This is a genomic window from Mesorhizobium sp. B2-8-9, assembly GCF_006439475.1.
Lineage (GTDB): Bacteria > Pseudomonadota > Alphaproteobacteria > Rhizobiales > Rhizobiaceae > Mesorhizobium.
In genome coordinates, this window is the sequence record NZ_VFTQ01000002.1 from 339,636 (window position 1) to 366,359 (window position 26,724).

24 protein-coding genes and 2 pseudogenes are annotated in these 26,724 nt (G+C 61.2%); 9 read left to right on the forward strand and 17 right to left on the reverse strand.

Going from position 1 to position 26,724, the window contains the following annotated elements; translation table 11 throughout:
- Positions 1-10: 10 nt before the first annotated feature.
- Complete coding sequence (locus tag FJ423_RS03905; protein ID WP_140839350.1) at positions 11-283, reverse strand: hypothetical protein; 273 nt, start codon at positions 281-283, stop codon at positions 11-13.
- A gap of 130 nt (positions 284-413) precedes the next feature.
- Here FJ423_RS03905 and FJ423_RS03910 point away from each other — a divergent pair, with 130 nt between their 5' ends.
- The 3 genes and pseudogenes from FJ423_RS03910 to FJ423_RS03920 all read left to right on the forward strand — a co-directional run.
- A complete protein-coding gene (locus FJ423_RS03910) occupies positions 414-749 on the forward strand; it encodes a hypothetical protein (RefSeq protein ID WP_246680081.1) in 336 nt (111 codons plus the stop codon).
- A gap of 280 nt (positions 750-1,029) precedes the next feature.
- Entirely contained in the window at positions 1,030-1,698 is a 669-nt protein-coding gene (locus FJ423_RS03915; protein WP_140839352.1) for a DUF1236 domain-containing protein, read from the forward strand.
- A gap of 160 nt (positions 1,699-1,858) precedes the next feature.
- Positions 1,859-2,390 (forward strand): annotated as a pseudogene (locus FJ423_RS03920) (enolase C-terminal domain-like protein); the annotation flags it as partial.
- Between the two features lie 174 nt (positions 2,391-2,564).
- On the opposite strand, the gene FJ423_RS03925 reads toward FJ423_RS03920, so the two are convergent.
- A complete protein-coding gene (locus tag FJ423_RS03925; protein ID WP_140839354.1) occupies positions 2,565-4,634 on the reverse strand; it encodes an FAD-dependent oxidoreductase in 2,070 nt (689 codons plus the stop codon).
- A gap of 211 nt (positions 4,635-4,845) precedes the next feature.
- Between FJ423_RS03925 and argE the strand changes: the two genes are divergently transcribed.
- The gene (gene argE, locus FJ423_RS03930; RefSeq protein WP_140839356.1) at positions 4,846-6,003 is read left to right on the forward strand and encodes an acetylornithine deacetylase; all 1,158 of its coding nucleotides are present in this window, start codon (positions 4,846-4,848) and stop codon (positions 6,001-6,003) included.
- A 6-nt stretch (positions 6,004-6,009) separates the two neighbouring features.
- Here argE and FJ423_RS03935 read toward each other — a convergent pair whose 3' ends face one another.
- From FJ423_RS03935 to FJ423_RS03955, 5 genes are read right to left on the reverse strand one after another with little or no spacing between them, the layout of a single operon-like run.
- The gene (locus FJ423_RS03935; RefSeq protein WP_140839358.1) at positions 6,010-6,945 is read right to left on the reverse strand and encodes a LysR family transcriptional regulator; all 936 of its coding nucleotides are present in this window, start codon (positions 6,943-6,945) and stop codon (positions 6,010-6,012) included.
- 50 nt (positions 6,946-6,995) lie between these two features.
- Positions 6,996-8,486, reverse strand: coding sequence for an aldehyde dehydrogenase (locus FJ423_RS03940; protein ID WP_140839360.1), 1,491 nt, complete (start codon positions 8,484-8,486; stop codon positions 6,996-6,998).
- A gap of 22 nt (positions 8,487-8,508) precedes the next feature.
- Positions 8,509-9,183, reverse strand: a complete 675-nt coding sequence (locus FJ423_RS03945) for a DUF1028 domain-containing protein (RefSeq protein ID WP_140839362.1) — start codon at positions 9,181-9,183, stop codon at positions 8,509-8,511.
- 5 nt (positions 9,184-9,188) lie between these two features.
- On the reverse strand, positions 9,189-9,605 hold the full coding sequence (locus FJ423_RS03950) for a RidA family protein (RefSeq protein ID WP_140839364.1): 417 nt from the start codon (positions 9,603-9,605) through the stop codon (positions 9,189-9,191).
- A 36-nt stretch (positions 9,606-9,641) separates the two neighbouring features.
- Positions 9,642-10,916: an NAD(P)/FAD-dependent oxidoreductase gene (locus FJ423_RS03955; RefSeq protein ID WP_140839366.1), complete on the reverse strand. Its 1,275-nt coding sequence runs from the start codon at positions 10,914-10,916 to the stop codon at positions 9,642-9,644.
- Positions 10,917-11,272: 356 nt separating this feature from the next.
- Between FJ423_RS03955 and FJ423_RS03960 the strand changes: the two genes are divergently transcribed.
- Complete coding sequence (locus FJ423_RS03960; protein ID WP_140839368.1) at positions 11,273-12,892, forward strand: GMC family oxidoreductase N-terminal domain-containing protein; 1,620 nt, start codon at positions 11,273-11,275, stop codon at positions 12,890-12,892.
- Positions 12,893-12,975: 83 nt separating this feature from the next.
- On the opposite strand, the gene FJ423_RS03965 is transcribed toward FJ423_RS03960, so the two are convergent.
- From FJ423_RS03965 to FJ423_RS03975, 3 genes are all read right to left on the reverse strand, one after another.
- The gene (locus tag FJ423_RS03965) at positions 12,976-13,734 is read right to left on the reverse strand and encodes an ABC transporter ATP-binding protein (RefSeq protein ID WP_210239545.1); all 759 of its coding nucleotides are present in this window, start codon (positions 13,732-13,734) and stop codon (positions 12,976-12,978) included.
- A 122-nt stretch (positions 13,735-13,856) separates the two neighbouring features.
- Entirely contained in the window at positions 13,857-14,660 is an 804-nt protein-coding gene (locus FJ423_RS03970) for an ABC transporter permease (RefSeq protein WP_140839372.1), read from the reverse strand.
- A 134-nt stretch (positions 14,661-14,794) separates the two neighbouring features.
- The gene (locus FJ423_RS03975; RefSeq protein ID WP_140839374.1) at positions 14,795-15,778 is read right to left on the reverse strand and encodes an ABC transporter substrate-binding protein; all 984 of its coding nucleotides are present in this window, start codon (positions 15,776-15,778) and stop codon (positions 14,795-14,797) included.
- A gap of 586 nt (positions 15,779-16,364) precedes the next feature.
- On the opposite strand from FJ423_RS03975, the pseudogene FJ423_RS34045 reads away from it, so the two are divergent.
- The 4 genes and pseudogenes from FJ423_RS34045 to FJ423_RS03995 all read left to right on the forward strand — a co-directional run.
- Positions 16,365-16,469, forward strand: a pseudogene (locus FJ423_RS34045) (GntR family transcriptional regulator); the annotation flags it as partial.
- A 92-nt stretch (positions 16,470-16,561) separates the two neighbouring features.
- A complete protein-coding gene (locus tag FJ423_RS03985) occupies positions 16,562-17,374 on the forward strand; it encodes a hypothetical protein (RefSeq protein ID WP_140839376.1) in 813 nt (270 codons plus the stop codon).
- A 58-nt stretch (positions 17,375-17,432) separates the two neighbouring features.
- The gene (locus FJ423_RS03990; RefSeq protein ID WP_140839378.1) at positions 17,433-17,882 is read left to right on the forward strand and encodes a hypothetical protein; all 450 of its coding nucleotides are present in this window, start codon (positions 17,433-17,435) and stop codon (positions 17,880-17,882) included.
- Between the two features lie 57 nt (positions 17,883-17,939).
- On the forward strand, positions 17,940-18,674 hold the full coding sequence (locus FJ423_RS03995) for a hypothetical protein (RefSeq protein ID WP_140839380.1): 735 nt from the start codon (positions 17,940-17,942) through the stop codon (positions 18,672-18,674).
- Positions 18,675-19,295: 621 nt separating this feature from the next.
- Here FJ423_RS03995 and FJ423_RS04005 read toward each other — a convergent pair.
- The 7 genes from FJ423_RS04005 to FJ423_RS04035 all read right to left on the reverse strand — a co-directional run bounded on the left by FJ423_RS04005 (position 19,296) and on the right by FJ423_RS04035 (position 26,724).
- Positions 19,296-19,793, reverse strand: a complete 498-nt coding sequence (locus FJ423_RS04005) for a DUF1269 domain-containing protein (protein WP_140839382.1) — start codon at positions 19,791-19,793, stop codon at positions 19,296-19,298.
- 350 nt (positions 19,794-20,143) lie between these two features.
- Entirely contained in the window at positions 20,144-21,427 is a 1,284-nt protein-coding gene (locus FJ423_RS04010) for a MalY/PatB family protein (protein WP_140839384.1), read from the reverse strand.
- Positions 21,428-21,458: 31 nt separating this feature from the next.
- On the reverse strand, positions 21,459-22,226 hold the full coding sequence (locus FJ423_RS04015) for an amino acid ABC transporter ATP-binding protein (RefSeq protein WP_140839386.1): 768 nt from the start codon (positions 22,224-22,226) through the stop codon (positions 21,459-21,461).
- Positions 22,227-22,250: 24 nt separating this feature from the next.
- Positions 22,251-23,393 (reverse strand): amino acid ABC transporter permease, encoded by a 1,143-nt coding sequence (locus FJ423_RS04020; protein WP_246680082.1) that lies wholly within the window; start codon positions 23,391-23,393, stop codon positions 22,251-22,253.
- A gap of 3 nt (positions 23,394-23,396) precedes the next feature.
- Entirely contained in the window at positions 23,397-24,584 is a 1,188-nt protein-coding gene (locus FJ423_RS04025; protein WP_140839388.1) for an amino acid ABC transporter permease, read from the reverse strand.
- 69 nt (positions 24,585-24,653) lie between these two features.
- Complete coding sequence (locus FJ423_RS04030; protein ID WP_140839390.1) at positions 24,654-25,667, reverse strand: amino acid ABC transporter substrate-binding protein; 1,014 nt, start codon at positions 25,665-25,667, stop codon at positions 24,654-24,656.
- Between the two features lie 88 nt (positions 25,668-25,755).
- The gene (locus tag FJ423_RS04035) at positions 25,756-26,724 is read right to left on the reverse strand and encodes a LysR family transcriptional regulator (protein ID WP_140839392.1); all 969 of its coding nucleotides are present in this window, start codon (positions 26,722-26,724) and stop codon (positions 25,756-25,758) included.

The window sequence follows — 26,724 nt, forward strand, 5'->3', positions numbered from 1 at the left end:
ACTCAGCCTGTCACGTCTTCGGCGGCCCGCAGCGTCCTTTCAGCACGGCGATCTCGGTCTTATGGTCGCCGCCGGACATTGATGAGACCGGCACACCGATGAGGAATACACCTAGCGCATCACCGGTCACCGCCTTGTTCTGCTGATTTGTCAGGACCGCCAAGCGCTCTTTGTCGGCTTGTGTGCAAGGGCCAGCATTGGGCACGCCTGCTATTTTGTCCGGTGGTGTAGCGCAGCCTGCAACGCAAACGATCGCAGCGACGGTTAAAGCAAACCGCTTCATAGTCCCCCCCAAAATCTCAAACCCGCTGCCAACGTTGCTTAGCTTGGCACGGATGGCAAGCGATCAAACTCGGATTCGACAACAAAATGCAAATGGAGCATTATGCCAGCCGGTGTCGGGGGATGCCTCAATGGATTTGCGATCGTATTTTGCCGCGGCGAGCGTGACACTTTTGTCGGGTTGTGCTGCCGACTATTTCAACAATTACGACACGATGACGCTTGCGTCCGGCGACGCAAACAACACCAATTCGCTTTTGCAAACGGTCGATCCGTTTAATCCGCACAGCAACAACACGCATATCGAAGGCGTCGGGCAACGCAGCGTGGCTGTTGTCCAACGCTATCGCGTGCCTACAGCTTCGCCGCGCATTTGTTTCATTCGCCCTATTAAACCCGGCCGAACCCATTGCGTGGCGGGCCGCTTCATGCCCTTCGGCATGGCATCGGCTGGCGCGAGCCGGTAGCGTCAGTAATGCCGACATTTCAAGACCTGTCCGGCTTCGCCCGCAACGATGGCTGTCCCACCGATCAGACCTCAGCGACTCCAGGGCCGACCGCGCAGGGTGCGGCAAGATCGGCCGCTCCGATGATGGCAACCCGACCATATCTCGACTCAAGCGGGAGCAGCAGAGCGACCCGATGGTGACATTTGGAATCTAGCCGTTCCGCGATCCTGCCAGCGGAACGCACGTGGCTCTTCCTCGTTTTTGGCTCTGAAGGGAACCATGAAACGGAGACAGAACGATGAGAAAGCTTTTGTTACCCGTTGTGACAGGCGCGCTTGTCGCCTTGTCTGGCGCAGCTTTTGCCGACACTCCCGTATCAGCCGCTACAAACCTTAATGTTCGCGCCGGTCCAGGCTCGCAATATCCGGTCATCGGCGTGCTGCGGGCGGGCCAGACGGCCACATTGAACGGCTGTCTGCAAAACTCGAAATGGTGCACCATCGCCGAAGCTGGTGGTCAGGGCTGGGTTTATTCCGACTACGTTACCGCAGAATTCGGTGGCAATCGGGTCGTCTTAACCGAGCGACCGGCCAATTCCGGCATCGCGGTCGTGAAACCTCCTCGCGATCAGGCTGATGCCGGAGCCGTCGCTGGTGGCGCCACCGGAGCGATCGCCGGCGCTATCATCGGAGGACCGGTAGGCGCTGCTGTGGGCGGCGCGGCGGGGGTCGTTGGCGGCGGCGCAGCCGGCACCGTGATCAATCCGCCCGAACAGGTGCGCACGTACATCAGCGCGCATCGGGTCAAGCCTGTTTACCTTCAAGGAAAGGTTGTAACCGGCGCGACCTTGCCTGAGACGGTGGCTCTACAGAAGATCCCGAACTACCGCTACCGCTATGTCTATGTGAACAACCGACCGGTGCTGGTTGAGCCGTCGACGCGCCGCATCGTGTATGTGGAACGCTGAAAGTGCCAATCGGCAATGAATACCGACCGCCGGGCGGGTTGCACGGCGGTCAAGCCGAGGCGGGTGTTGACGGCAACACACGACCGCGAACAACGACACCGTCGATTTATGGTGAACATCTCCGGCGTTGGCTGCGTCGTTCACGCAATGCCGCCGAGACATCGGCGGCGACCGGCCGGCGGAAGTGGCGGCCGGCGCTAGGAATGTGGCGGCGCACGGCTTCCAGGCGCTCAAGATGAACGGCACCTCGGAACTGCAGATCGTCGACAGCCACGACAAGATAGACACGGCTATAGAGCGCGTCGCCATGGTGCGCGAGGCGGTCGGGCCGAATATCGGCATGGCCGTCGATTTCCACGGCCGCGTGCACCGGCCGATGGCGCGCATCCTGGTCAAGGAGCTGGAGTCATACCGGCTGATGTTCATCGAAGAGCCGGTGCTCAGCGAAAACCGCGAGGCGCTGAAGGAGATCGCCGCGCTCGGCTCGACGCCGATCGCGCTCGGCGAACGGCTCTACAGCGGGTGGGACTTCAAGTCGGTGTTCGAGGAAGCGGTGTCGGCCGGATCTGTCGCACGCCGGCGGCATCACCAAATGCCGCAAGATCGCGGCGATGGCCGAAGCCTATGACGTGGCTGTGGCGCCGCACTGTCCGCTCGGGCCGATCGCGCTGGCCGCATGCCTGCAGCTCGACTGAAGCGACCGTCGACGGAAGAGGTCGCCACCGGGAGAGGCAATCGAGCTCCTCAACGCGAAGCTCCCCCGGCTGTTGTCGGCAGCATTCTATTGGATGATACCTGCTGGAAATACGCGCTCCGCTTGCGGGCAGAATAGAGTGGAAGGGAAGTTGCGGCTGCCCTCTTCTATCCTATTGCACCGCCAGCGCCGTCACTTCCCGCCGGAAAGGCAGGGCGTCACCAATATCGGCCTCGTCCAGCTCGCGGGCGAAGCGGTGGCCGGCATAGGTTGCCCAAGCAATCGGCCCCGGCGCTTCGGCATCGCCGATAACCTTGATCGAACGGATGCCGTTGCCGGCCCACTCGTTTTCCCGGGCTTTCAGCGCGCGCCAAACGGCATCGTCCTGATTGCGCGACGTGACTAGGACCACGGCATCGGCCGCCACCTCCTGTCGCGCGCCGGTATAGACGCAGGCCGTCACGACGCCGCCTGACGCGATGGTCGTGACAGTCCTGTTGAGGACGATATCTATCCCGATCTGCGCCAGGCGGCGGTGGATGGCGCCCTGCTCTAGCGTGTTGCGGGTCCAGTCCGAGACATAGGCCGACGGCGTTACCAGCGTCACCTTCGCACCCTGCCGCGCCATCAGCTCCGCCAGCACGCCGCCCATGTAGTAATGGTCGTCGTCGAACAGCACGACATTGCCGGAAGCCACCTTGCCTCCCATCAGATCGTCGGGCGTGTAGACCGGCATGGCGGCGTCGATCGGCATCGGCACGACATGGGCGCGCGCCACGCCGTCGCGCCGCCAGGTCGATCCGGTCGCGATGGCGACGTTCTGGAAGCCGAAGGACAGGACGTCGTCCGCCGACAGCCGGCTTTCGAAATAGATGTCGACGTTCGGCATCTGGCTGAGCTGATACTGGCGATAGTCGCGCACCCTGCCCCAGGCCGAGAGGCCCGGAAGCAGGCATTCACGCGCCACGCGCCCGCCGAGCGCGGTGCCGGCTTCCGCTATCGCCACCTGATAGCCGCGCAGGCCGAGCGCGCGGGCGGCCTCCAGTCCGGCAGGCCCGGCACCGACGATCAGCACGCTGTCGCTATCGCCCTTGGCCTGCATGCGCTCCGGATGCCAGCCCTTGCGCCATTCCTCCATGAAGGTCGGGTTCTGCGTGCAGCGCGAGATCGACATTGTCATGTCGCCGGTGATGCAGATGTTGCAGCCGATGCATTCGCGGATGTCCTCGATGCGGCCCTCCTCGACCTTCCTTGGTAGGAAAGGATCGGCGATCGACGGGCGAGCGCAGCCGATGAAATCGAGCGTGCCTGATTTGATCATCCTCACCATCACGTCCGGCGAGGTGAAGCGGCCGACGCCGACGACCGGCTTCGAGGTAAGCTTTTTGATGCCAGAGACCAGGCTTTCCTGCGCCGCCTCTTCCTTGAAGCGCGACGGCCCGGAGCAATCCTCCCAGGCGCCGTGGGCGAGGTCCCAAAGATCAGGCAGCTCAGCATGCATCTCGATCATGTCACGGACTTCCGAATTGGCGAAGCCAAGCTCGCCGATCATCTCGTCCAGCGACAGCCTGAGCGTCAGGCCGCACGTGTCGCCGATCGCGTCGCGCCCTTCCTCGATCAGCTCGCGCATCAGTCGCGAGCGGTTTTCCAGTGAGCCGCCATATTCGTCGCTGCGCTGGTTGGTGGCGGTCGACAGGAAGTGCTGGATGATGCCGAACCCATGCGCGCCGTAGAGGCACACAAGGTCGAAGCCCGCCTGTTTGGCGCGCTTGAAGGCATTGCGATGCCAGCGGCGCAGGTCGCGGATATCCTGCTTGTCCATGGCGCGCGCCTGCACCGGATCGTTGGTGAAGGTGCGGATCGGCAAGGCCGACGGCCCGCGCGGAACCTCCTTGGTGTAGAGGTTGGGACCGTTGATGCCGGAATAGGCGAGCTGTATGCCGGCGAGCGCGCCATATTCGTGCATCGCCTTGGCCATTTTGGCCAGGGCCGGAATGTCGGCGTCGTCCCAGAGCCTGAGCTCGATGAAGGGCGTGATCTCGGAGGTGTGATGCATCTCCGTCTGCTCAGTGAAGATGACGCCCCATCCGCCTTCGGACTTCATCCGGCGCATCACCGCCGCGGCTGACGGATCGCGATAGCCCCCGCCATTGCAATGCGGAACCTGGTAGAAGCGGTTCTTGGCGGTCACCGGACCGATCTTCATCGGCTCGAACAGAATGTCGTAGCGTGGGTCGCGCATAATAGCTTCCTTCATGCCGGCTGCTCTGGAGATTACCCATAAGTTGGCGCGTGGGCGGGAAAACTACGGATTTCTTCCGCGGGGATTAGGGCGCGCCTAATCTTGCGTCGCCTGGGTTAGCCTCAGATGAAGCGAGGCTGAGCCAAATGCGACTTCAGGACCGCCGCGGCGCAATGTAAACAGCCGATTGCGGCAACGGGACCAGACAAGAATGGACAGCGTCAGAATCCTCGAGCGGTTGATCGCCTTCCCGACGGTGAGCCGCGACTCCAACCTCGACCTCATCTTCTATGTGGCGGACCTGCTCGCAGCGAGCGGCATCGCCTCCCAGATCATCCACAGTCCGGACGGGCACAAGGCCAATCTTTTCGCCACGATCGGACCGGCCGAGAAGCCTGGCATCATGCTCTCCGGTCACACGGACGTCGTTCCCGTCGACGGCCAGAACTGGACGCTGCCGCCATTCGCCATGACCGCGCGTGACGGCAAGCTTTACGGGCGCGGCGCGGCGGACATGAAGGGCTTCGTGGCCTCAGCTCTCGCGGCATGTCTCAAGGCCTCGAAGATGACGCTTCGCACGCCCTTGCATCTGGCGCTCTCCTACGACGAGGAAGTCGGCTGCCTCGGCGTGCGCGACCTGATCGAAATGCTGAGTGCTGCGCCGCAACGCCCGCTGCTGTGCATCGTCGGTGAGCCGACCAACATGCAGGTGGCGACCGGGCACAAGGGCAAGCTTGCGGCGCGCGCCATCTGCAAGGGACGCGAAGGCCATTCGGCGCTTGCTCCGCTGGCACTCAACGCCATCCATCTCGGTTGCGATTTCGTGCGGGCGCTACGCGACGAGCAGGACCGGTTGGCTCGCGAAGGCGCCCCCGACGGCGACTACGACATTCCCTATACCACCGTGCATGTGGGCAAGATCAATGCCGGCGTGGCGCTCAACATCGTGCCCAATCTCTGCCAGGTCGATTTCGAGATACGCAACATCGCCGCCGACGATGCCGCCGGCATTCTCGATAGGCTTCGCGGTGCCGCAGCGCGCATTGCGGCCGACGCCGCTTCGATCGCGCCCGAAGCCGCGATCGACATCGAGATCACTAACACCTATCCGGGCCTCGACACGCCGGTCGCTTCGGAAGCGGTCGCCTTCGTCAAATCGCTGACCGGCGCCAACGATACCATGAAGGTCGCGTTCGGCACGGAAGGCGGATTATTCAGCCGCGATCTCGGCACGCCGGCCGTCGTCTGCGGACCGGGCTCGATGGCGCAGGGGCACAAGCCGGACGAATTTGTCAGCGTCGAACAATTGCGGCGTTGCGACGAGATGCTGGAGAGGCTGCTGTCGCGGCTCGCCGACGGCTGGCCGTGACCCTCCTCATTTGACGATGCGTTCGGTGCCGAAGACGCCCTGCTCGACGACGAAGCGGCGACAGTGGTCGATGAAGGCTTGCACCGTCAGCGTGCGATGCTCGGCGTTCGGCAGCGCAATTCCCATGGTCAGCGGCCTGATGTCTCCCAGCAAGGGCACGAAGACCAGCAGCTTGCCGTCGGGCGACATGGTGTTGAGCGGCCGCATGTTGGCGATGCCGTAGCCGAAGCCATTGGCGACCATCGAGCGCATCACGGCGATGTCGCCGGTGCGCTCGGCGATTTTTGGCCGAAGTCCCTTGGGCTGGAAAGCCGACAGGAAATATTCGCGGCTGTAGGGCAGATCGAGCAGCACCATCGGCTCATCGACCAGTTCCTCGGGGGTGATGCCCGTCCTCCCCGCCAGGCGATGCGCGGCCGGCAGCATCACATAGGCGGGCAGTTGCATCAGCGGCTCGAATGTCATGTCCTGCGACAGTTCGAGATCGTAGGTCAGTGCTGCGTCTATTTCACCACGCTGCAGCATCTCGAACAATTGACCCTGGTTGCGCTCGAACTGCCGGACGCGCACGTCCGGATAGGCGTCCTCGAATTTCCGGCGCAGCGCCGGCAGCACGATCTGCGCGAAGGTCAAAAGGCAGCCGATCGCCAGCGGTCCGCGCACCTTTTCGGCGATATCGCCGGCAATGTCGTGCAGCGCATCGGCATCGTTGAGCAGCCGCGCAGCTTCTTTGAGGAACAGGCGCCCGCCCGCCGTCAGGGCAAGCGCGTGCGAGTGCTTGCGCACGAAGAGCTGGACACCGAACTCCGCTTCGAGCTGGGCGATCGAAGCCGAGATCGACGGCGGCGAGACGTTCACCTGCTCGGCCGCCTTGGCGATAGACCCCGCCTCGCCGACGGCGACGAAGTACTCGAGTTGTCTGAGCGTGAAACGAAGCGGCATGGGCTTCTATGATGCCCGTTTGGTCGCTGCAATCAAGTCGCGGCCGCTCCTCAGTACTTGATCCAGGTGGTCTTCAGCGCGGTGTATTTGTCGAGCGCGTGCAGCGACAGATCGCGCCCGAAGCCGGACTGCTTGAAGCCGCCGAAGGGCGTCATCGGGCTCAGCGCGTCGACGGTGTTCACCGAAACCGTGCCCACCCGCAGTCTTTCCGCGATACGGTGTGCCCGCGACAGGCTGTCGGTCCAAAGCGATGCCGCAAGGCCGTAGACGCTGTCATTGGCAATCCGCAGCGCCTCCTCTTCGCTATCGAAGGCGATGACCGACAGCACCGGACCGAATATCTCGTCGCGGGCGAGCGGATCCTCGGGCGAGACATTGTCGAAGATCGTCGGCTGCACGAAGCTGCCGCGCCCGTCGACGGCCACCCGGCGGCCTCCGGCGACCAGTCGGGCTGACTTCCTGCCGCCATCGATAAAACGCATGACCGTCGCCGCATGCCGCGCATCCACCATCGCACCCATCCTGGATGCCGGGTCGAGGGGATCGCCGGGTTGCGTCGCCGCCACGCGCTCGGCCAGTTTCTCGACCAGCGCGTCCTTGATGCCGCGCTCCACCAGAAGCCGGGAATTGGCTGAGCAGACCTGACCCTGGTTGAAGAAGATGCCGAAGGCGGCCATGTCGGCAGCCGCGTCCAGGTCGGCGCAATCCGCGAACACCAGATTGGGGCTCTTGCCGCCGGTCTCCAGCCAGACCTGCTTCATATTCGACTGGCCGGAATATTGCAGGAACAGCTTGCCGACCGCGGGCGACCCGGTGAAGGCGAGGCAATCCACATCCATATGCCGCCCAAGCGCCTGGCCGGCGGTCTCACCCAGGCCCGGCACCACATTGAGCACGCCGGCGGGCAGGCCCGCTTCCATGGCGAGTTCCGCCAGCCTGAGTGCCGAGGAAGGCGATTGCTCGGCGGGTTTCAGCACCACCGAATTGCCCGCCGCCAGCGCAGGCGCGCATTTCCAGGTGGCCATGTCGAGCGGAAAATTCCATGGCACCACGGCGCCGACGACGCCAACCGGCTCGCGCCGCACCAGAGCTAGGTCACCCTGGCCCGTCGGCGCCACCTCGTCATAGATCTTGTCGATCGCTTCGGCGTACCACTGGAAGATCGCCGCCGAGCCCGGCACGTCGATGGTGGCGGCATCCTTGACCAGCTTGCCCATATCCAGCGATTCCAGCAGCGCGAGCTCCTGCAGGTTCTCGCGCAGCAACTCCGCCAGCCGCAGCAGCACCTGCTTGCGATGTTGGGGACTCGTTCGGGACCAGACGCCGGCCTCAAAACTACGCCGCGCCGCCGCGACGGCGAAATCGATATCCTCCTCCCCGCAGGAGGCGACTTCGGCGAGCGTCGCTCCCGTGGCCGGATTGACGCTGGCGAAGGTCCGGCCGGAGCGCGCCGGCACCGGCTTGCCGTCGATGAACGCCTTGTCGCGGAAGCGAATCGCGGACGCCTTGCCGACCCACTCCTTGTGGCTGAGTTCGCTCATGCTCGCTCCAGAACTGGTCGGACTACTCGTCACCGGGGACGCCGTAGCTCGGCGCGTCGGACGGATTGAGGGCGCGGGTGACATAGGCATCGAGCTGTGGCTTGTAGATCTCCCACAGCGTTGCCAGCTGCTCGATCGGACACGCTTCGGTCCAGTCGCAACGCAGGTCGGCGACGGGCCAGGACACATCGCGGACCAGCTTCATGCCGGCGGAGCGGACAGGCCCCGCCTCGCCGCCGGCATGAAGCGCGGCGCGCATCGTGACGATCAGCCGGTCGCCGAGATGGCCTTCGGAAGCAAGGAAGGCGTCGACCATGGCACGCGGGATGCCGTCATTCGCGAGCAGGTTGCCTCCGCAGGCAACGTCCTCGCCGTGCGCCTCGGCCCAGATGCCGAGCGCTTTCGGCCCGGAGTGGATCGCGCTGACGCCTGCGGCGTCGACCGCCAGCACCTGACGGTATTCACTGAAGGCGGCCGTGCGCTTCAGGATCGCGACAGTCTCCGCGGCGGAGGCGCCGCGCGCCATCAATTCCAATGCCCGCGGCCCGAGTGTCGGGTCAGTGACGTTCTGGCTGGCGACCGCGCCGACGCCCGCCTGCGCATAGGCGCAACGCGCCGCGACCGCGGGAGACGACGACGACACCGCCACGCCGAACATGCCTGTGCGCCTGCAGCGCGCGACGATGGAGAAGGTCATGGCGCTTAGTCCGGAATGACGGCGGTGCCGTCGATCTCGACCAGCCATTCCGGCCGCGCGAGCGCCGACACGACCAGGCCGGTCGAAACCGGGTGGACGCCCTTGATGTACTCGCCCATCGTCCGGTAGACAGCCTCGCGATGGCGGACATCGGTGATGTAGACAACCACCTTCACCAGATGCTCCATCGTGCCGCCGCATTCCTCGATGAGCTGCCTAATATTCTGCATGACCTTGTGGGTCTGCTCGACCGGATCGTGGCTGTCGATGTTCTTGGCCGTGTCGAGGTCCTGCGGGCACTGTCCCCGCAGATAGACGGTGCGGCCGCCGCGCGTGACGATCGCCTGGCAGAGATCGTTGTCGAGCTTCTGCTCGGGATAGGTGTCCTTGGTGTTGAATTTGCGAATTCGCGTATGCGCCATCTTGGTCTCCATCAGGGATCGGGCTCGCAGCTTTGATCAGGCGTCCACGGTCTCGCGCGTCGCGGCGGCGTGGTAGGCGAGATATTTGCGCTGCGTCGAAATACGGTCGGCCACGTGTTTGGCATCGTGCCAGACGCCCCAGATGAAGCTCGAGCCTCTGCGCGACTGCCAGGGCAGACCCAGGAAATAGATTCCGGGCTCTGTCGAGACGCCGCGCTGATGCCTTGGTCGGCCCCTCTCGTCGAAAGCGTCGACCTTCAGCCAGCTGTAATCGACGGCGAAGCCCGTCGCCCAAATGATCGTCGCTACCCCGGCTTCGGCAAGATCGAGCTTGAGGATCGGATTGGTCACGCATTCCGGGTCGGAATCGATTTTGCGAAGATCAGGTTCTTCCGGAAGGTCGAGACCATTGCGCTCGACATAGGCGTCGGCCTCGTCCAGCAGCGACATCAGGCTGGCATCGCCCCTGGCAATGTTCTTCGCAAGATCCGGCGCGAAACTCATCACGCCGTCCTGGTACGTCTTTGTCATGCCGACAAGCGTAAGCCCCTCCGCCGCCAGACGGCGGAAATCGATCGTCTCGCCGCCGCGCGCGCCGCTCACCGCGATCGTGACATGCTCCGTGCCGGGCCCTGGGGTTTCGAGATCCCATTTGCCGAGCACGCCCAGCCACCAGCAGAAGTCGCGCCCGCGATAGGCGCGCGGCGGACGATCGTGCGGGCCGACCGAGAGATAGACGCGCCTGCCTGAGCGCTGCAACTCATCGGCAATCTGCACGCCCGAGGATCCCGCTCCGACCACCAGCACCGCGCCCTTCGGCAATTGCGCCGGGTTGCGATAGGCGCTGGAGTGGATTTGCAGGATGCCGGCATCGGCAGGAACGAGCGGTGGGATGACCGGGACCTGGAAAGGCCCGGTCGCGGCCACGACGCTGTTGGCTTCGATCACCCCATCCGAGGTCTCGACGCTAAATCCCGGACGGCCGACATTCCTTTGCACGAGCTTGACCTCCACGCCGCAGCGGATCGGCGCATTGATCTGCTTTGCATAGGCGACGAAATAGTCGGCGACCTCCTCCTTGGGAGGAAAACCGTCGGGACCCGTCACCGGAAACTCCATGCCCGGAAACCGGTCATGCCAGGCCGGGCCATTGGCGACCAGGGAGTCCCATCGCTGCGAGCGCCAGCGCTCGGCGATCCGGCCGCGCTCAAGCACAAGATGAGGCACCCCGCATTTGCTCAGATGCTCGCTCATCGCCACCCCGGCCTGGCCGCCGCCGACGACGAGCGTGTCTACCTTCTCAACCGACATGCTCGGTCCTCTTCTGACCATCCGACAGCTTCCGCCGCGCGGGATGAAAACGATCTCGGGCAGTTGGTGGATGCAGCCAGGCTGCGCCATCCGACCGCTTCTCTGCTGGCGCTCACAAGTAGCAGCACGTGGCGGCGGGCGCCCATAACGAATCTCCGAAGTCACGCGTAACCATTTCCGAATTTCTCGCACCGATGGACGCACCTAGAGTCCCAGCGGTCGGATCGACAGCGCTGTAAGAGGTGGCGGGCGAAGCCGGACATGTGTCCGCGCGGAACTGTTCCGGAACAAGGATACGCCTTCGCGGCGGCCTGTTCTGCCATGCCTCGAGCGCCGGCATTCTCGAGGGGCTGGGCATGAAAACTGAAAGCTTTGACTACATCGTCGTTGGCGCCGGCTCGGCCGGTTGCGTGGTCGCCAATCGGCTGAGCGCCGATCCGTCGGTCACAGTGTGCCTGATCGAGGCCGGCGGCAGCGACAACAGTCTGCGCGTCAAGGTGCCGGCGGGCATCCTCTCGCTCTACGGCAACCCGAACTACGACTATTGTTTCGTCGGCGTGCCGCAGCCCCACCTCAACAACCGCAGCATTCCGGTCAACCGCGGCAAGGCGCTGGGCGGATCGAGCTCGATCAATTCGATGGTCTATATTCGCGGCGCCGCCCAGGACTATGACGAGTGGGCCGAACTCGGCTGCGCCGGCTGGGCTTATGACGATGTGCTGCCGGTATTCAAGAAATTGGAGCGCAACCTGCTTGCCCAGGACCCACGCTATCACGGCAGCGACGGCGAGCTTTTGGTCGACAATCCCCGTGATCCGAACGAGCTTTCCGCCATGTTCGTGAAAGCTGGCGCAAGCGCCGGTCTGCCTGCCAACACCGACTTCAATGCCGCAAGCCAGTTCGGCCTCGGGATCTACAACGTCACGCAGGATCGTGGACAGCGCTTCAGCAGCTTCAGCGCCTTCATGCGTCCCGTCCTCGATCGCAAGAACCTGACGCTGCTCAGCCAATGCGAGGTGATCGACCTCGTCATCGCCGGGGGTCGCGCCACGGGAATGCGCGTGCGGCACGAGGGCCAGCAGAAGCAGCTCTCGGCCAACCGCGAGATCGTGCTGTCGGCCGGCGCCATCAACTCGCCCAAGATCCTGATGGCATCCGGCATCGGGTCGGCAGCCGAGCTCAAGCAGATCGGCATCGCGCCGATCCTCGACCTGCCGGGCGTCGGCAAGAACCTGCAGGACCATGTCGATGGCATGATCACCGTGCGGTCCAGAAGCACCAGGACGCTCGGCCTCTCACTCGCCAACCTGCCGCGCATGGCAGCGGCGCCCTTCCAGTATTTCGCCCGCCGTAAGGGCATGCTCACCACCAACTACGTCGAAGCCGGTGGCTTTGCGAAGACCAAGCACGCGAACGGCCTGCCCGACATTCAGTTCCATTTCGTGCCGGGCTATCGCAGCCATCGCGGCAGGCTGATCGAATACGGCCACGGCTACGCCATTCACACTTGCGTGCTCAGACCGAAAAGCGTGGGCGAGATCAGGTTGTCGCGCGACAATTCTCGCCGCGACGTCCTGATCGACCACCGCTTTTTCACGCATGAAGACGACGCCATGGTGCTGGTGGAGGGCATCAAGATCGCGCGCCGGATTTTTGCCTCGTCCGAGTTCGACGCGGTGCGCGGCCAGGAGATGCTGCCGGGCAAGGATGTCCGAACCGACGACGAGATCCTGGCCTATCTGCGCGCCGAGGCGCTGACCGTCTATCACCCGGTCGGAACCTGCAAGATGGGAACGGACGACATGGCCGTCGTCGATCCGGCGACACTCAAGGTGCGAGGCGTGGACGGACTCCGGGTCGCCGATGCCTCCGTCATGCCGAAGCTGATCGGCGGCAACACCAACGCGCCAAGCATGATGATCGGGCAAAAGGCTTCGGAGATGATCCTCGGCCCGGCGCGCAACGGCGAAAGGTAGAGGCCGTCTCACCCTTCAACATCGGGGCAGATCGGCGTTCAGCACTGCTGGACTGCCTCGACTTTTGCTCTTGGAAATTGCGCTCAGTGATCCTCGTCGATCTCGTCGTGCAGAAGGCCAAGGATACGGCGCTTGAGCGCGATGAAGTCGGGTTCGAGGATGACGTCCATCGAACGCGGCCGTGGGATGTCGACTTTGATCTCGGCCTTGATCTTGCCGGGCCTTGCCGTCATCACCAGAACGCGGTCGCCGAGCACCAGCGCCTCGTCGATATCATGAGTGACGAAGAGCACCGTCTTCTGCTGCCGCTCCCAGACGCGCAGAAGCAGCTTCTGCATGGTGCCGCGCGTCTGGCTGTCGAGCGCGCCGAACGGCTCGTCCATCAACAGGACAGCCGGGTCATTGGCCAGGGCGCGCGCGATCGCCACGCGCTGCTTCATGCCGCCCGACAACTGGGCGGGGTAGTGGTCCGCAAAGGACGCGAGGCCGACCTCGTTGAGATACTGGTCGACGATCTGCTTGCGCTGCTCCGCAGGCAGCCCCTTGCGCTTCGGCCCGTATTCGATGTTGGCGCGCACCGTGAGCCACGGGAACAAGGTGTAGCTCTGGAAGACCATGCCTCTGTCGGCGCCGGGTTCGATCACTTCCCGGCCGTCGACCTTGATGCTGCCCGAGGTCGCGTCATTGAGGCCGGCGGCGAGGTAGAGCAGGCTGGATTTGCCGCATCCCGAAGGACCGACGATCACGCAGAATTCGTTCTTGGCCACCTTCAGCGACACATCGTCCAGCGCCAGCACGCCATTGGCATCGCCATAGCGCAATGTCACGTCCTCGATGGCCATCGTGGTGCCGGCCGAACGCGGATCGCCGGCCGCATGGGCCGTGCCGGCCAAATTGTTCGCCTTGACGGTTTCGGTCATCACTACCCTTGATCCGGCTGCGTTTTGCGAGGATGCGTTCAAGATCAAGGTGCCCATGGCGCGACCCTTGCCCGGAGAATGCGGAATGCCGTGTCGGTGATCAGGCCCAGAAGCCCGATTGCGGCGATCGCCATGAAGATCACATCCACCTGGAAGCCGCGCATTGCCTTGAGGCTGATATAGCCGAGGCCGCTCGACGCGGCGACGAGCTCGGCAACGACCAGATAGGTCCAGGCCCAACCCATGGTGACGCGAAGCGTGTCGAGGATCGCCGGAAGCGCTGCGGGGAAAATGACGTGCCACACCGCTTCTGAGCGCTTGGTGCCCAAAGTGTAGGAGGCGTTGACCAGGTCCCTGGAGACGCTGCGGGCGCAGTCGGAGATCATCACCAGCTGCTGGAAGAACGTGCCGAAGAAGATGACCGCTATGCGCTGTTCGATGCCGATGCCGATCCAAAGGATGAACAGCGGCACGAAGGAGGTCACCGGCAGGTAGCGGATGAAGTTGACCAGCGGCTCCAGCGGCGCCTGCACCGCCCGGTAGGTGCCCATCCACAGTCCCAGCGGCACCGCGATCAGTGACGACACGATGAAGCCCAGGATGACCACTTTGGCGCTGGTCAGCGTGTGGTAGAAGAGGCTGCCGTCGAGCGACATGCGGTAGGCCGTCTCGAGCACGGTTCCGGGCGTCGGCAGGAACATGTTCGGCACGACGCGGCCATAGGACAGTAAGGCCCAGCCGCCGATCACGACGACCCACATCGCCAAAGCGAGCGTGGTTGCCGTGCTGGCGGGGATATTGGCGAATGGAGTCGTCAGGCGCGTCCACGCCGTCCGCCTTTGTGCCATAAGATGGCCTCCGTGATTTCAGCGCGAAGCTGAAGCTTTCGGGAAAAGGGAGGCCGGCCCCGGAGAGGCCGACCAGATCCGGCTTTGGGAAGATGGGACCGGCCCGGCCGGGCGGGCCCCGCCATTCCGATGGCTCACTGTTCCTTGATGAAATCGGTGTCGAGGATGGTTTTCGAGTCGATCGTCATCTTGAGCTTGCCGGCCTTGCCCCAGACGTCCTGCGCGAAGTTCACCAGGTCGGCCGCTTCGCTCTTCTGCGGCGTGCCGAAGAATTCCAGGTTGCGGGCGCGGTCGTAGTAGCGCACGCCCTTGGCGCCGGCCGCGAAATCCTCAGGCTTCTCGAGATAGCCGCCAATGCCCTTGGCCATGATCTCATAGGCCTTGTCCGGGTTGGTCTTGATGTATTCGACCGCCTTGTAATAGCCCTTGACGAGGGCCTTCACGTCCTCGGGGTGCTTCTCGATCAGGTCGCATTTGAGCGCGATCACATCGACGATCAGGCCGGGCGTGGTCGTGGAGTCGATCAGCACCTTGCCCTTGCCGCCCTTGCGGACTTCGGTGAGGTGCGGCTCCCAGGTCACCGCGGCGGGAACCTGTCCGGCGATGAAGGCCGTCGCGGCGTCATCGGCGGTCATGTTGGTGACGCTGACATCGTCCTCGGTCATGCCTTCCTTTTTCAGGAGCACATTGAACCAGAATTCGGAAACGGAGCCCTCGTTCAGGGCGACGGGCTGGCCCTTCAGATCCTTGAGCGACTTGACGTCGGCCTCCGTGACGACGCCGTCGCCGCCATGGCTGTCGTCGAGCGCCACGACATATTTGAAGCAGAGCTCGTCGGAGCGGTATTTCATGAGCTCGTCGACGGTGGAGGCAGCGCCGTCGAGATCGCCGCCGGCAACCGCCGCCATGTAAAGCGCCGATTCTTCGATGACCTTCAGGTCGACATCGACGCCGGCCTCCTTGAAATAGCCGAGGTCGCGGGCGAGAAACAGTGGCCCATAACCCACCCAGGTGGTCATGCCGAGGCGAATGGCGCCGGCATTGGCGGGAGCGGCAAGCCCCAGGCTGAGCAGGCCTGCGCTGACCGCCGTCATCAGGCAATTGCGGAATGTCTTCATTGTCGTGGTTCCCCATGGCTGTTGCCGGCATCGGCCCCTTTCAAGCGGCCTATGCCAGGCGGCGTTTTGCGGCCGCTCTCTTGTTATGCGTCGCCTCCCGGGCGCGCCTTATGTGTTCTAGACCTGCAAAAGAGCATCCGGGCCGGATCGCCAAAAGAAGTCTTTTTCTGTCCTTTGCTTCGCCGAAACCGAAGCAGCGGGCCTTCCTCGTTGACAGCACGAATTGACGACACTGAGCATCGGGCCGATGGCGCCGGCAGGTATGAGCCCCGGCGCCATGCAGCGCCGGTACCCACGGCTTATGCCGCACCGGTTCTTCCTGAGTCGCTGCACAGCGCAGGCAGTCTAACCAGCGTATGGCCCCATGCTCGTGGCAAGGAAATGGGCCAAACTAGTCGCCAACCTTTTGACAGAGAGACTTGGATGACAATATAGGGCCAGCTGAGAGAAAAGACCGTCGCTGTGGCCTACGGCGACGACCTGCGTGCGGCTAGCTAGTCTTTGCCGGCGGCTGCTCTACAGCTCTCTACATAACCGATCCCATCACTCTCGAAAGCGTAAGGGCGACCGACGCTCCGCCAAGACGTTGAGGACGCTGGCGCTGGAGCGCATGCGCGAGGCGATCATGGATTTGTATTTCCAGCCCGGTGAAAGGCTGGTCGAGCGGCCCCTTTGCGACCAGCTCTCGATACGGACTGAACCGGATCGCGGATCAGGGCACTGTCTTTTGGTCGACCGCTCTTTGTGTTATTTTAGATAAGCCGAATATGAGAGGCGCCGCCCATGTCTTCAAAGCGACAGTCCTCAACCGCTGCCGTGGCGGTGACACTCGGCGCCTGGTGTGCATTTATGCCATCGCCTGGCGTCGCTCAAACTGCGGATCAACTTCGTCAGGACGTGGCCAATAACGTCTGCAATGCCGACATGCCCACTTACGATCGGATCAGCGCGGCCGAATGCTTTCGCGATGGACAAGCCGCGCGCGACTGCGACGCGAAGTTCAAAGCGCCCAGTAAAGAATGGCAGGCTTGCTACGATAAGATAATGCAGTGCTCAAAGGCTATCGATGAGCAAAACAAGGTTATATCCGCTTACAATCAGCATGTTTACAGCTGCCGTGCGCAGATAAAGAAAAAAGAAACGGTCGCACAAAATGCGATGAATCGGATGGCTCACCCGGACAAACAGGGGTCGGAGCAATCGGAGACCTCACGTTTCGCCGCGCGCTTGAAACGCGCTCGAAACAAGGCGGCCAATGCTGATAAAACCAACAAGGCCAACACTGACAATCTGCTTGCCCCAACTTTCGATTCGTTTCGCAAGGCCGAAGAGGAGAACGCAAGGCAAACAGCTGAGTTTCAAAGACAGGAGAGATACAAGCGCCAGGAACAGGCGCGGCAGCGACAGGAGCAAAGGAATGCAGAGATTAACGCACGGAACCAGCGTCAGATGGAGGCCTTTCAGCAGATCCTACTCGGAGTGGCAGCGGCGGTGCAGAATTCCAGATCCAGCGGCAGCCGCCAAGGTGGGGGTGGATCTTCTGATGGAAGCGGCTGGGATTGCGGACCAAGCGAACCGGGGTGCGCTGCCCGCTAGATGGCGGGCCTTGGCTGTGTCACTTCTAGTGATCGCTCTCATGCCGGTCGAAAGAAGCATGGCGGACGAGGCTTCCGACGCTTTGGAACTCGTGGTGAAGTCATTCAAATGCCCTCGTGTGCCGGAAGGTACTGGTGCGGGTCAAAAGCTATTTGTGATTGACTATAACGGGAACGCCAGGAAATTCTCGGCCTCGTCGAGGATGACAGAATCCGTCAACGAGACGGAGCAAGTGGGATACGAAGCAAATAGCGGCGAATTTAAAAGCTTTTTGAAACTGCTTTCATTTCGCAGTTCAGATGCGGATTTGATCGCCACATGTAAGACCGAAAAATGTATTGCGCATTCATGGGTGAACGAAGGTTGCATAAACGGCATCTGCGGCAACATATCTATCAACTCTGCCCAAAAGGAATATGTGGACAGCGCCACGTTCAAAATGTGTGACGCGGAGGCCGCAAAGGACGCCGCTGACGCCCTAAGCTATCTTGCCGACAGGGCGAGGTGAAACAGCATAGCGGATGGGACCAAGGGGGGCTCGAGTTATCATCATTGCCAATGGCCATTGTTCATTGCTGGTTTGATAGCAATTGCAACGCCGTCTTTAGGCAAGGCGGGCGCGGATTTCTCGAAAGAAAGATCCCATTTGGATTCCGCAGTCGCCGCCAAGGTCTGCCCACTCTACCCGGAGCAAGCAAGAAAAGTCAGCATTGAAGCTCAATGTGGCAAAGGCCCTATAGATTGTGACCGTCTTAGCAACCGCACCGCGGCAGGAAAATTTGAGGGCTCCGCCAAGGACTTATGCGTACAGAAATACATAAGATGCTACCGTAATGTTGACGACCGCAACCGGAGCGCCGCCGCTTACAACACGTTCATTGAACAGTGCAGAAGCCAAGACAAAGCCACGCCATGCGATCCGGCAACCAACGCTGCCACAGTGAAGGAAGCACGCGACGCTTTGGACAAGGTAGGCAAGTTCATCACTCAGATAAGAGCTATGGGGCTGCAAGTTCCAGCGACTTTTACCGGTGCTGTTTCAACCATGGAGCACGCAGCTAACGCGGGCGTAGACCTTGGAGAAGCCGCTGGCCAGGTCGACTATGAGGTTCAGCAGATTGTGAAAGACAAGAAGAAGTTGTGTGTTGACAACACTGAGGGAGAGGCGGCGTGTGAAGCAAGAATCGATCGTCAATGGCAACAGCGCAACGTTCAAGCTACGCTAGACTGGTCTAATACGCATTCCGTTTTTCGACGCGTTGTCGACAAATGGGCTGGCAACCACTGTCCGCGCAAATAGACTCGCGCAATCAAGGGTTCCCCCGCGGAAACGGCTGATTGTGGGTCCGTCGAAATCGCTCCGCGTGGCGTGTGAAATAGCCAGTAAGTCGATCGACTCGTACTTGCGTGCATAAGGCGCCCCATGCCAGCGGACGTCCCCGCGAGGGGGAAAGCACTTCAATCCCTTTGGCTCAGCGACAGCGGCCTGCGTGAACAGGCCGGAAGCCGTCGGCACGGGCCAGGCATGCGTTGGAAAACATACGAAAGCGTCCGCTCCTGGTCGCACAAACCGGAGCAAACTGGAGGGTGCAGGCTGCTGGCGGCGTAGGTCGCGACATGCGGCATTCACCCTTTCTGACGATTTGGTATCCTTGGGCGCGGGCCATGCAGGCGTTGCCAAATGTCCGCAGCCTGTCGCCCCGTCGGCCACAAACAGGCGTATGTACCAAGCTGCAAGCTTACGGCCGCCTCGAAACAGGACGTGCCTGATCGACGGCGACGGTGCATGCCGACAACAATGCAACGACCAGCAACCATGTGCTAGGGCGGGCAAACAGGCCTCGTACCTGCGTCATCTCATTTCTCGTCCACGTTGTCAGGCGATCGCTCACGCGATTCCAGAGCGGCAACTGAGCTCGATCTAGGCGGCCGCGGCTGCCTGGCTAAGCGCGTCGCGCAGGATCTGCTCGTTCGTCTCGTCCAACGATGTCTTGAGCACGACGCCACCAAATCCCTTGATCGCGTCCAGCACCTTGTCCGCTGTCATTCCGTGAGCGAGCACAAACAAGGCGGCATTTCCAGGCTGCAGGCTGGCCGAGAGATCTTTCATGAAGGCATCGTTTATTCCCACATCCGTCAACGCACCGCCGAGCGCGCCGGAAGCGGCGCCAATTGCAGCACCGATCACCGGGTTGAGAAAAATGACGCCGATAAGCAAGCCCCAGAAGCTGCCCGACACGGCCCCGGCAACGGTCGTGTTCATGACTTGATTGAGCTTCACGTTGCCGGCTTCCGTTTTGGTTGCGATCATCGCATCACCGATGTTGATGAGGTATTCCTTCTGCAATGCAAACAGACGCTGGCGCACCTCTTCTGCCTTGGCCTCCGCAGGGTAGACTATGACGACGAGAGCGGACATGGGACCTCCACAATCGATGAAATCGAAATGCTTCCACAGACTTCCAGATTCCATTTTATGTCTCTGTCGCAGCGAAGAAATTAGCCGGAAATTCCGGGCCTTTGCGCTCCGCCTCTTTTTGATTGTAACTGGAGGACGGCAGCAATTCTTCGACTTGCGCCGGTTGATCACCGTACGCAATTACTGCACCCCAATGGTTCGCAGTCGTCATGAAGCCGGCTGCCTGGAGGTTTGCTGCCAAGATAATTTGCGCCCGCCTCTCGGTCCCGGACTCGCCGCCGCCATACGCGACGACCCTCTGGTCATCGTGGCGGTCGCGTTGGGATGACGGCAATTCGCCTTAGCAGCGCTCAGACTCGGTTCCGGTCAATTAAAGGGGATGTCAGCGCTTTGGACATGCGCTCCAGCCCCCGATGCAGCAACGCACGCGGACAGCCGACATTCAGGCGGATGAAGCCTTCGCCGCCAGGACCATACACGCGACCGTCGTAAAGATTGACCCCAGCGTTATCGACAAGGAACTTCTGAACTCCACCCACTCTGCGATCGAGCTCGCGCGCATCCAACCACACCAGAAACGATGCGTCGGGCTGCATCGGCGTAATGCCAGGAAGGTATTGGTCCGCGAATTCACAAACCAGATCGACGTTTCCGGCAATGTAGCCCGTGAGCTGGTCCAGCCAGGGCGCACCGGTATCGTAAGCAACCTCCAGAGCAAGGCGGCCGAAGAAGTTCGCGTTCACCATGAATGTGGCCTGCATCGCGGCAAGAAGCTTGTCGCGGCACTTTTTGTTCGCCACCGAAATCGTTGCCGAAGGAACCCCGGCCAGGTTGAAGGTTTTGGTCGGAGCGGTGCAGATGAAGGATTTCTCCGCGGCATCATCCGAGATGGAGGAGAAGACGATGTGGGGCCGATCCGACAACCTTATGTCGCAGTGAATGTCGTCGGATATCACCAAAACTCCGTGGCGCTCGCAAATGTCGTTCAGCGCCGTCAATTCTTGGAGTGTCCAGGCTTTTCCGGCAGGGTTGTGCGGATTGCAGAGCAAGAACACTTTTGCGCCGCTAGCGGCCAATTTCTCGAAGTCTTCCAGATCGAGCTCATATCTGTTGTCTTGCAGCGTCAGCCGGTTAGTGAGCAGGACACGACCGTTTCCCTGAATCACTTCGAAATATGGGGAGTATACAGGCGACTGCACGATGACGCCGTCACCGGGCTTCGTGAAGGTTCGCAGAATCGCAGCTACTGATGGCATGATCGCAGGGGCTGGAAGCAGGGTCCCCAGCGCGGGGGACCAATTGTGACGGCGTGTGAACCACGATTGCACGATCTCATAGTGGCGCGCATCGCGGCGGGTATAGCCGTAAATCCCATGGTCCGCGGCTTCGCGCAGCCGCGCGATGACGGTTTCCGGGGCACGAAAATCCATATCCGCTGTCCATAGAGACAGCAGGTCCCTGCCCTCGACGCGCGGAGAGAACTCATCCCATTGGTTGGCCCATTTAACGGATCCAAATTGCTGGCGGTCGTGGATTTGGTCGAAATCAATCCCCCCAACACTTCTTTGCCCAGCCGCTGATGCGGGCGTGTCTGCACAAGCCATTTGATAATCACCTGGGAAATCTGTTGCCACGATTACGGCCGCTTCGGCTTCGCGACCGTCTCTATTTGAGGATTTGCGCCAGAAACTGCCGCGTCCGTTCCGATCGGGAGTTGGTGAAGAACTGATGGGGCGTGTTCGTTTCAACGATCTCCCCGCGGTCCATGAACACCACACGATCGGCCACCTCCCGCGCGAAGCCCATTTCGTGGGTCACGCACAGCATCGTCATGCCCTCGCTGGCGAGCGTCACCATCGTGTCCAGGACCTCTTTGACCATCTCCGGATCCAAGGCCGAGGTCGGTTCGTCGAAGAGCATGATCTTTGGGGTCATGCAGAGAGCCCGGGCAATTGCAGCGCGTTGCTGTTGGCCACCCGACAGCTGCCCTGGGTAGCTGTCCGCCTTCTCTGTAATTCTGACGCGCTCCAGATAGTGGCGCGCCAATTGCTCAGCCGCTGCCCGCGGCATCTTCCTCATCCAAACTGGCGCAAGCGTGCAATTCTCAAGCACCGTAAGGTGGGGAAACAGATTGAAATGCTGAAAGACCATTCCAACATTGCTGCGGACTTCGTCGATCTTGCGCAGATCCTCACTTAGCGCATTGCCCTCGACGATGATCTCGCCTGACTGGTGCTCCTCGAGATGGTTGATGCATCGGATCATCGTCGATTTGCCCGACCCGGAGGGGCCGCAGATCACGATGCGCTGACCACGAGGCACCGAGAGGTTGATGTTCTTCAGCGCATGAAATGAACCGAACCATTTGTTGACGTCACGCAACTCGACGGCGATGGCCTGGTTATAGGGCGCTCTTTTCGTCGATGCGTACATTGGTTGGGACATCTTCGTCGCTTCCTAGGATTTGTGGCCGTGCGCCAATCGGCGCTCCATCGATTGCGAATAACGGGACATGCCGAAGCAGAAGCCCCAGTAGACCAATCCCGCAAAGAGGTAGCCGGTTGAGGAGATCGTCGGACCTGCCCAGTTCGGATCGGCCCGTGCCGATTCGACGGCCCGCAAGAAATCCGCGATGCCAACGATCGCGACCAGCGTCGTGTCCTTGAACAGTCCGATGAATGTGGAAACGATGCTCGGTATGACGATCGTCAACGCTTGGGGAAGGACGATCAGGCGCATCATATCGAAGTAGCTGATCCCGAGCGCCTTCGACGCTTCGAACTGGCCTTTCGGGATCGCCTGAAGGCCGGCCCTGACAACCTCGGCCATGTAGGCGGACGAAAAAAGCGCTATCGCGACGAGAGGGCGCAGGAGACGATCCGGCGTCAGGTAGTCTGGGACGAAAAGCGGCATCATGAAGTTCGCCATGAACAACACCGTGATAAACGGCACTCCCCGAACGACTTCGATGAATGTGAGGCAAACCGCCTTGACGAAAGGGAGTTCCGACCTGCGTCCGAGCGCCAGGATGATCCCGATAGGAAGCGAGAAGACGATGCCCACAATCGACATGAGCAACGTAATCAAGAGACCGCCCCAGAGCGTCGTGTCGACGGTAGGCAAATGGAGCCAAGCGACGCCGCGCAACAGAACGAATGCGACAACGGGATAGGCAAGGAAGAACAGCAAGGCCGCCAGCTTGCGTCGCGGCGCCTTCGTCCACAGCAGCCAAACGATCAGGATGGCGCCGATTGCTTGGGTGAGGTTGACGCGCCACCGCTCTGAGACCGGATACGCGCCGTATCGCAGGTAATCGAATTTCTCGGCGATGAAGGGCCAGCAGGCTCCCTCGCTGTTCGCACGGCAAGCTTCGTGGCCGCCGCTCCAGACCGCGTTGAAGATTGCAAAGTTCAGAAAGTGGTGCAGCAGCCACACGGCGACCAGGACAAAGCATATTGTCAAGGCGCCTGACGAAGGTGACGAGAACAGATTTCTTTTCATCCAGGTCACCGGACGTGGCCGAATGTCGGCGGGGGGCGCCATCGCCGCTATGAGCGTGCCACTGGCGACAACCGACAAATCCATGGGCTGGTCGCTCATGCGTCACCTCTCGACAATCGCAAAATGTCGGTTACATGCGTTCATGGCCAACGACGTGGCGATGGAGATCATGAGATAGACGGACAGAGTAATCGCCATGACCTGAACGGCAGCGCCGGTCTGGTTGAGCACCGTCCCTGCAAATATCTGCACGAGGTCCGGATAGCCGATGAACACCGCCAGAGACGAGTTCTTGGTGAGATTGAGGTACTGGCTTGTCAGAGGCGGTATGATGATCCGCAGCGCCTGCGGAATGACGACCAGGCGAAGCGTCTTGCCCGGCGCCAGCCCGAGCGCATATGCAGCCTCCGTCTGGCCCTTTGGCACCGCCTGGATCCCGCTTCTGACAATCTCGCCGATGTACGATGCGGTATAGACCGACAGACCGATCAGGAGCGCGACAAACTCCGGATAGAGCTGATGTCCACCTTGAAAATTGAAGCCGCGCAGCTCCGGCGCGACGAACGAGACCGGCTCGCCAGCCGCCAGGAACACGATCAGCGGAAACCCTATAAGCGTCGCCAGACTTACTCGAAAGACCGGCAGTTGCTTGCCTGTTCGTCTCTGGACGCTCTTGGCGCGTAACCAGAATGCAATGCAGCAGGAGACGGCCGCCACGAATGCCAGGCCTACCAACCCCGCTCCCGCATGAAGCTGGATCTCCGGAATGATGAGGCCGCGATTGTTGAGATAAACGCCGCCGGGGATCGCAATTGACGCCTTCGGGGCAGGTAATGGCTTGAGAACGGCGTTGTACCAGAATAGCAGCTGCAGCAATAACGGCACATTGCGCACAAGCTCGACATAGGCAGTCGCCACCTTCGAAACGATCCAGTTTGGCGAGAGGCGGGCAACGCCGATGAAGAAGCCAAGCAAGGTCGCAAACAAGATTGCGAGGACGCTTACGTAGAGGGTGTTGGCCACTCCCACCCAGAAGGCTTGGCCGTAGGTCGAAAGCTCGTCATACGGTATCAGGGCTTGATTGATGTCGAAGCCGGCAGCGTCGTTCCAAAATGCAAATGAGAGTGGAATCCCCCGCACCCGCATATTCGAGGCGGTCTGCATGCCGATGCCTACAGCCAAGGCCAACAGGCCGCAGGCAAGCAAGAGCTGGTAGAAAACGCCTCGCACTTTTGTATCGTGCAGCGATAGGCTCCTGCGCGGGGGCGCCGGAAGAGACAAGTCTGACATGGCTGTTCCTATCGGGATCTGTGCAAGGCCCCGGCGGCGATGCGCCGGCGCCCCGCAACCATGCTTTGCCTAGCGGATCGGCGGGGCGTACTGAACGCCGCCTTTGTTCCAGAGCGCGTTTATGCCGCGGTCCATTTTGAGCGGTGAGTCTTTGCCGATATTCCGATCGAAAACTTCGCCGTAGTTTCCGACCTGCTTGATTACCTGAACCGGCCAGTCGTCAGCGAGCCCGATGTCCTTGCCTATGGTGCCGTCGATGCCGAGCAAACGGCGGATGCCGGGATTGTCCGACGCCTTCATTGCATCGACATTCTTGGAGGTGACCCCATATTCTTCCGCTGCCACCATGACGTAGAGCGTCCATTTCGCCACATTGAACCACTGGTCGTCGCCCTGCCGCACTGCCGGGCCAAGCGGCTCCTTCGAGATCAATTCGGGAAGAACGACGCTTTCGTCGGGCTTGGCCATGCGAAGCCGAGATGCGTTCAGGGTCGAAGTGTCCGCGGACAAGACGTCGCAACGTCCCTCCTCATAAGCCTTCACGACAGCCTCCTCGTCGGCGAAACCTACCGTGCTGTATTTGATCGATTGCGAGCGGAAATAGTCCGCAAGGTTCAACTCGGTCGTGGTGCCCTGGGTGACGCAAATCGACGCGCCCTCGAGCCCCTTGGCCGATGTGATGTTATCCGCCTTGCGCACCATAAATCCCTGGCCGTCATAGAAATATGTGCCAGCAAACAATATGCCGAGCGACGTATCGCGCGAGGAGGTCCAGGTCGCATTGTGCGCGAGAATGTCGATCTCTCCCGACTGCAAGGCCGTGAAGCGATCCTTTGGCGTCAACGGGATGAACTTGACCTTTTGCGCATCGCCCAGCACGGCGGCGGCAACCGCGCGACAATAGTCGACCACAAATCCGGTCCATTTGCCTTCATTGTCGGGAAGGCTGAAGCCCGCCGTGGCCGAATTCGTGCCACAGGTAAGCACACCATTCTTCTTGACGTTGTCCAGGGTCGCGGACCACGCCGGGGCGGCTGTGCACGCGATTGCGAGGGCAGTAAAAACCTTAAACGTTGATCTCATTCCGGTATTCCCCTGTTATCGTTGAAGGGAATGTGCTCTTGAGTTCAACTATTCGTCAAATCGATTGTTCTCATTTCAAAAATGAGCATCATTCATAGAAAACCCGCCGCTCCAGAGCCTTCGACGGACCGCCCTTGGCGTCTCTCGCTCGCGAGCCGTTGTAGATACCCACGATAACGTCCCGAAGCCATTTGGTGCCGGGGTCGTTCGCCATCTGGCGATGGACGATCAGCCAGGCGTTTACATTGGATATGGCAAGAGGCGGCGGGATCAACGTCACCTCACTTTTCTCATCCAGAATCTGCAGGATGGCATCGCCGCAATGGGTAATCAGTTCTGTGCCGCGTAGCGCCCAGGGCAGCACCAGATAGTTCGAGATGGTTGCAACCACGTTGCGCCGTAAACCCATCTGTTTGAGCGCGGCATCGGCCAGCCCTTCCGCTATGCCGTCTGCTGAAATCTGCAGGTGCGAACTGGCCAGATACGTTTCCAGCGTCATTGCGCTGCTTGCGATCTTGCTTCCGCTCCACACTGCGCAAAACAGCCGATCCTGGCCAAGTTCCACCCTCAAGAGGCTCGGATCGTCGCGTATTGCTGCTCCCGTCAGCGCACAGTCGACTTGTCTCAAATAGACCGATGAACCGATTTCGGGTCCGTTTGCAGGAATGACATTTAGCGTCGCGTTGGGTGCCTGCCTGGAAAATTCCCGGATCAGCCCGGGGATAAGAGTCATGGCGTGGTAGTCCGTAAGTCCAACGCGAAAATTGCGTCGGGTCGTCGCCGGATTGAACACCTGGTGACGGTCGATCGAGGCACGAATGGTTGCGAGCGCAGTAGAAATATCTGACAGCAACTCCATCGCCCGAGGCGTCGGCCGCATCTCGCCTCCATGCCTCGTGAACAATTCGTCCTGCAATAAGAACCGGAGCTTTGATAGCGAGTGGCTGATGGCGGATTGCGTTCTTCCCAGCTCGGTAGCTGCGCGCGTTACGCTCCTTTCACGCATCATCACATCGAAAACGCGCAACAAGTTAAGGTCCACGTCGACAAAGTTCAT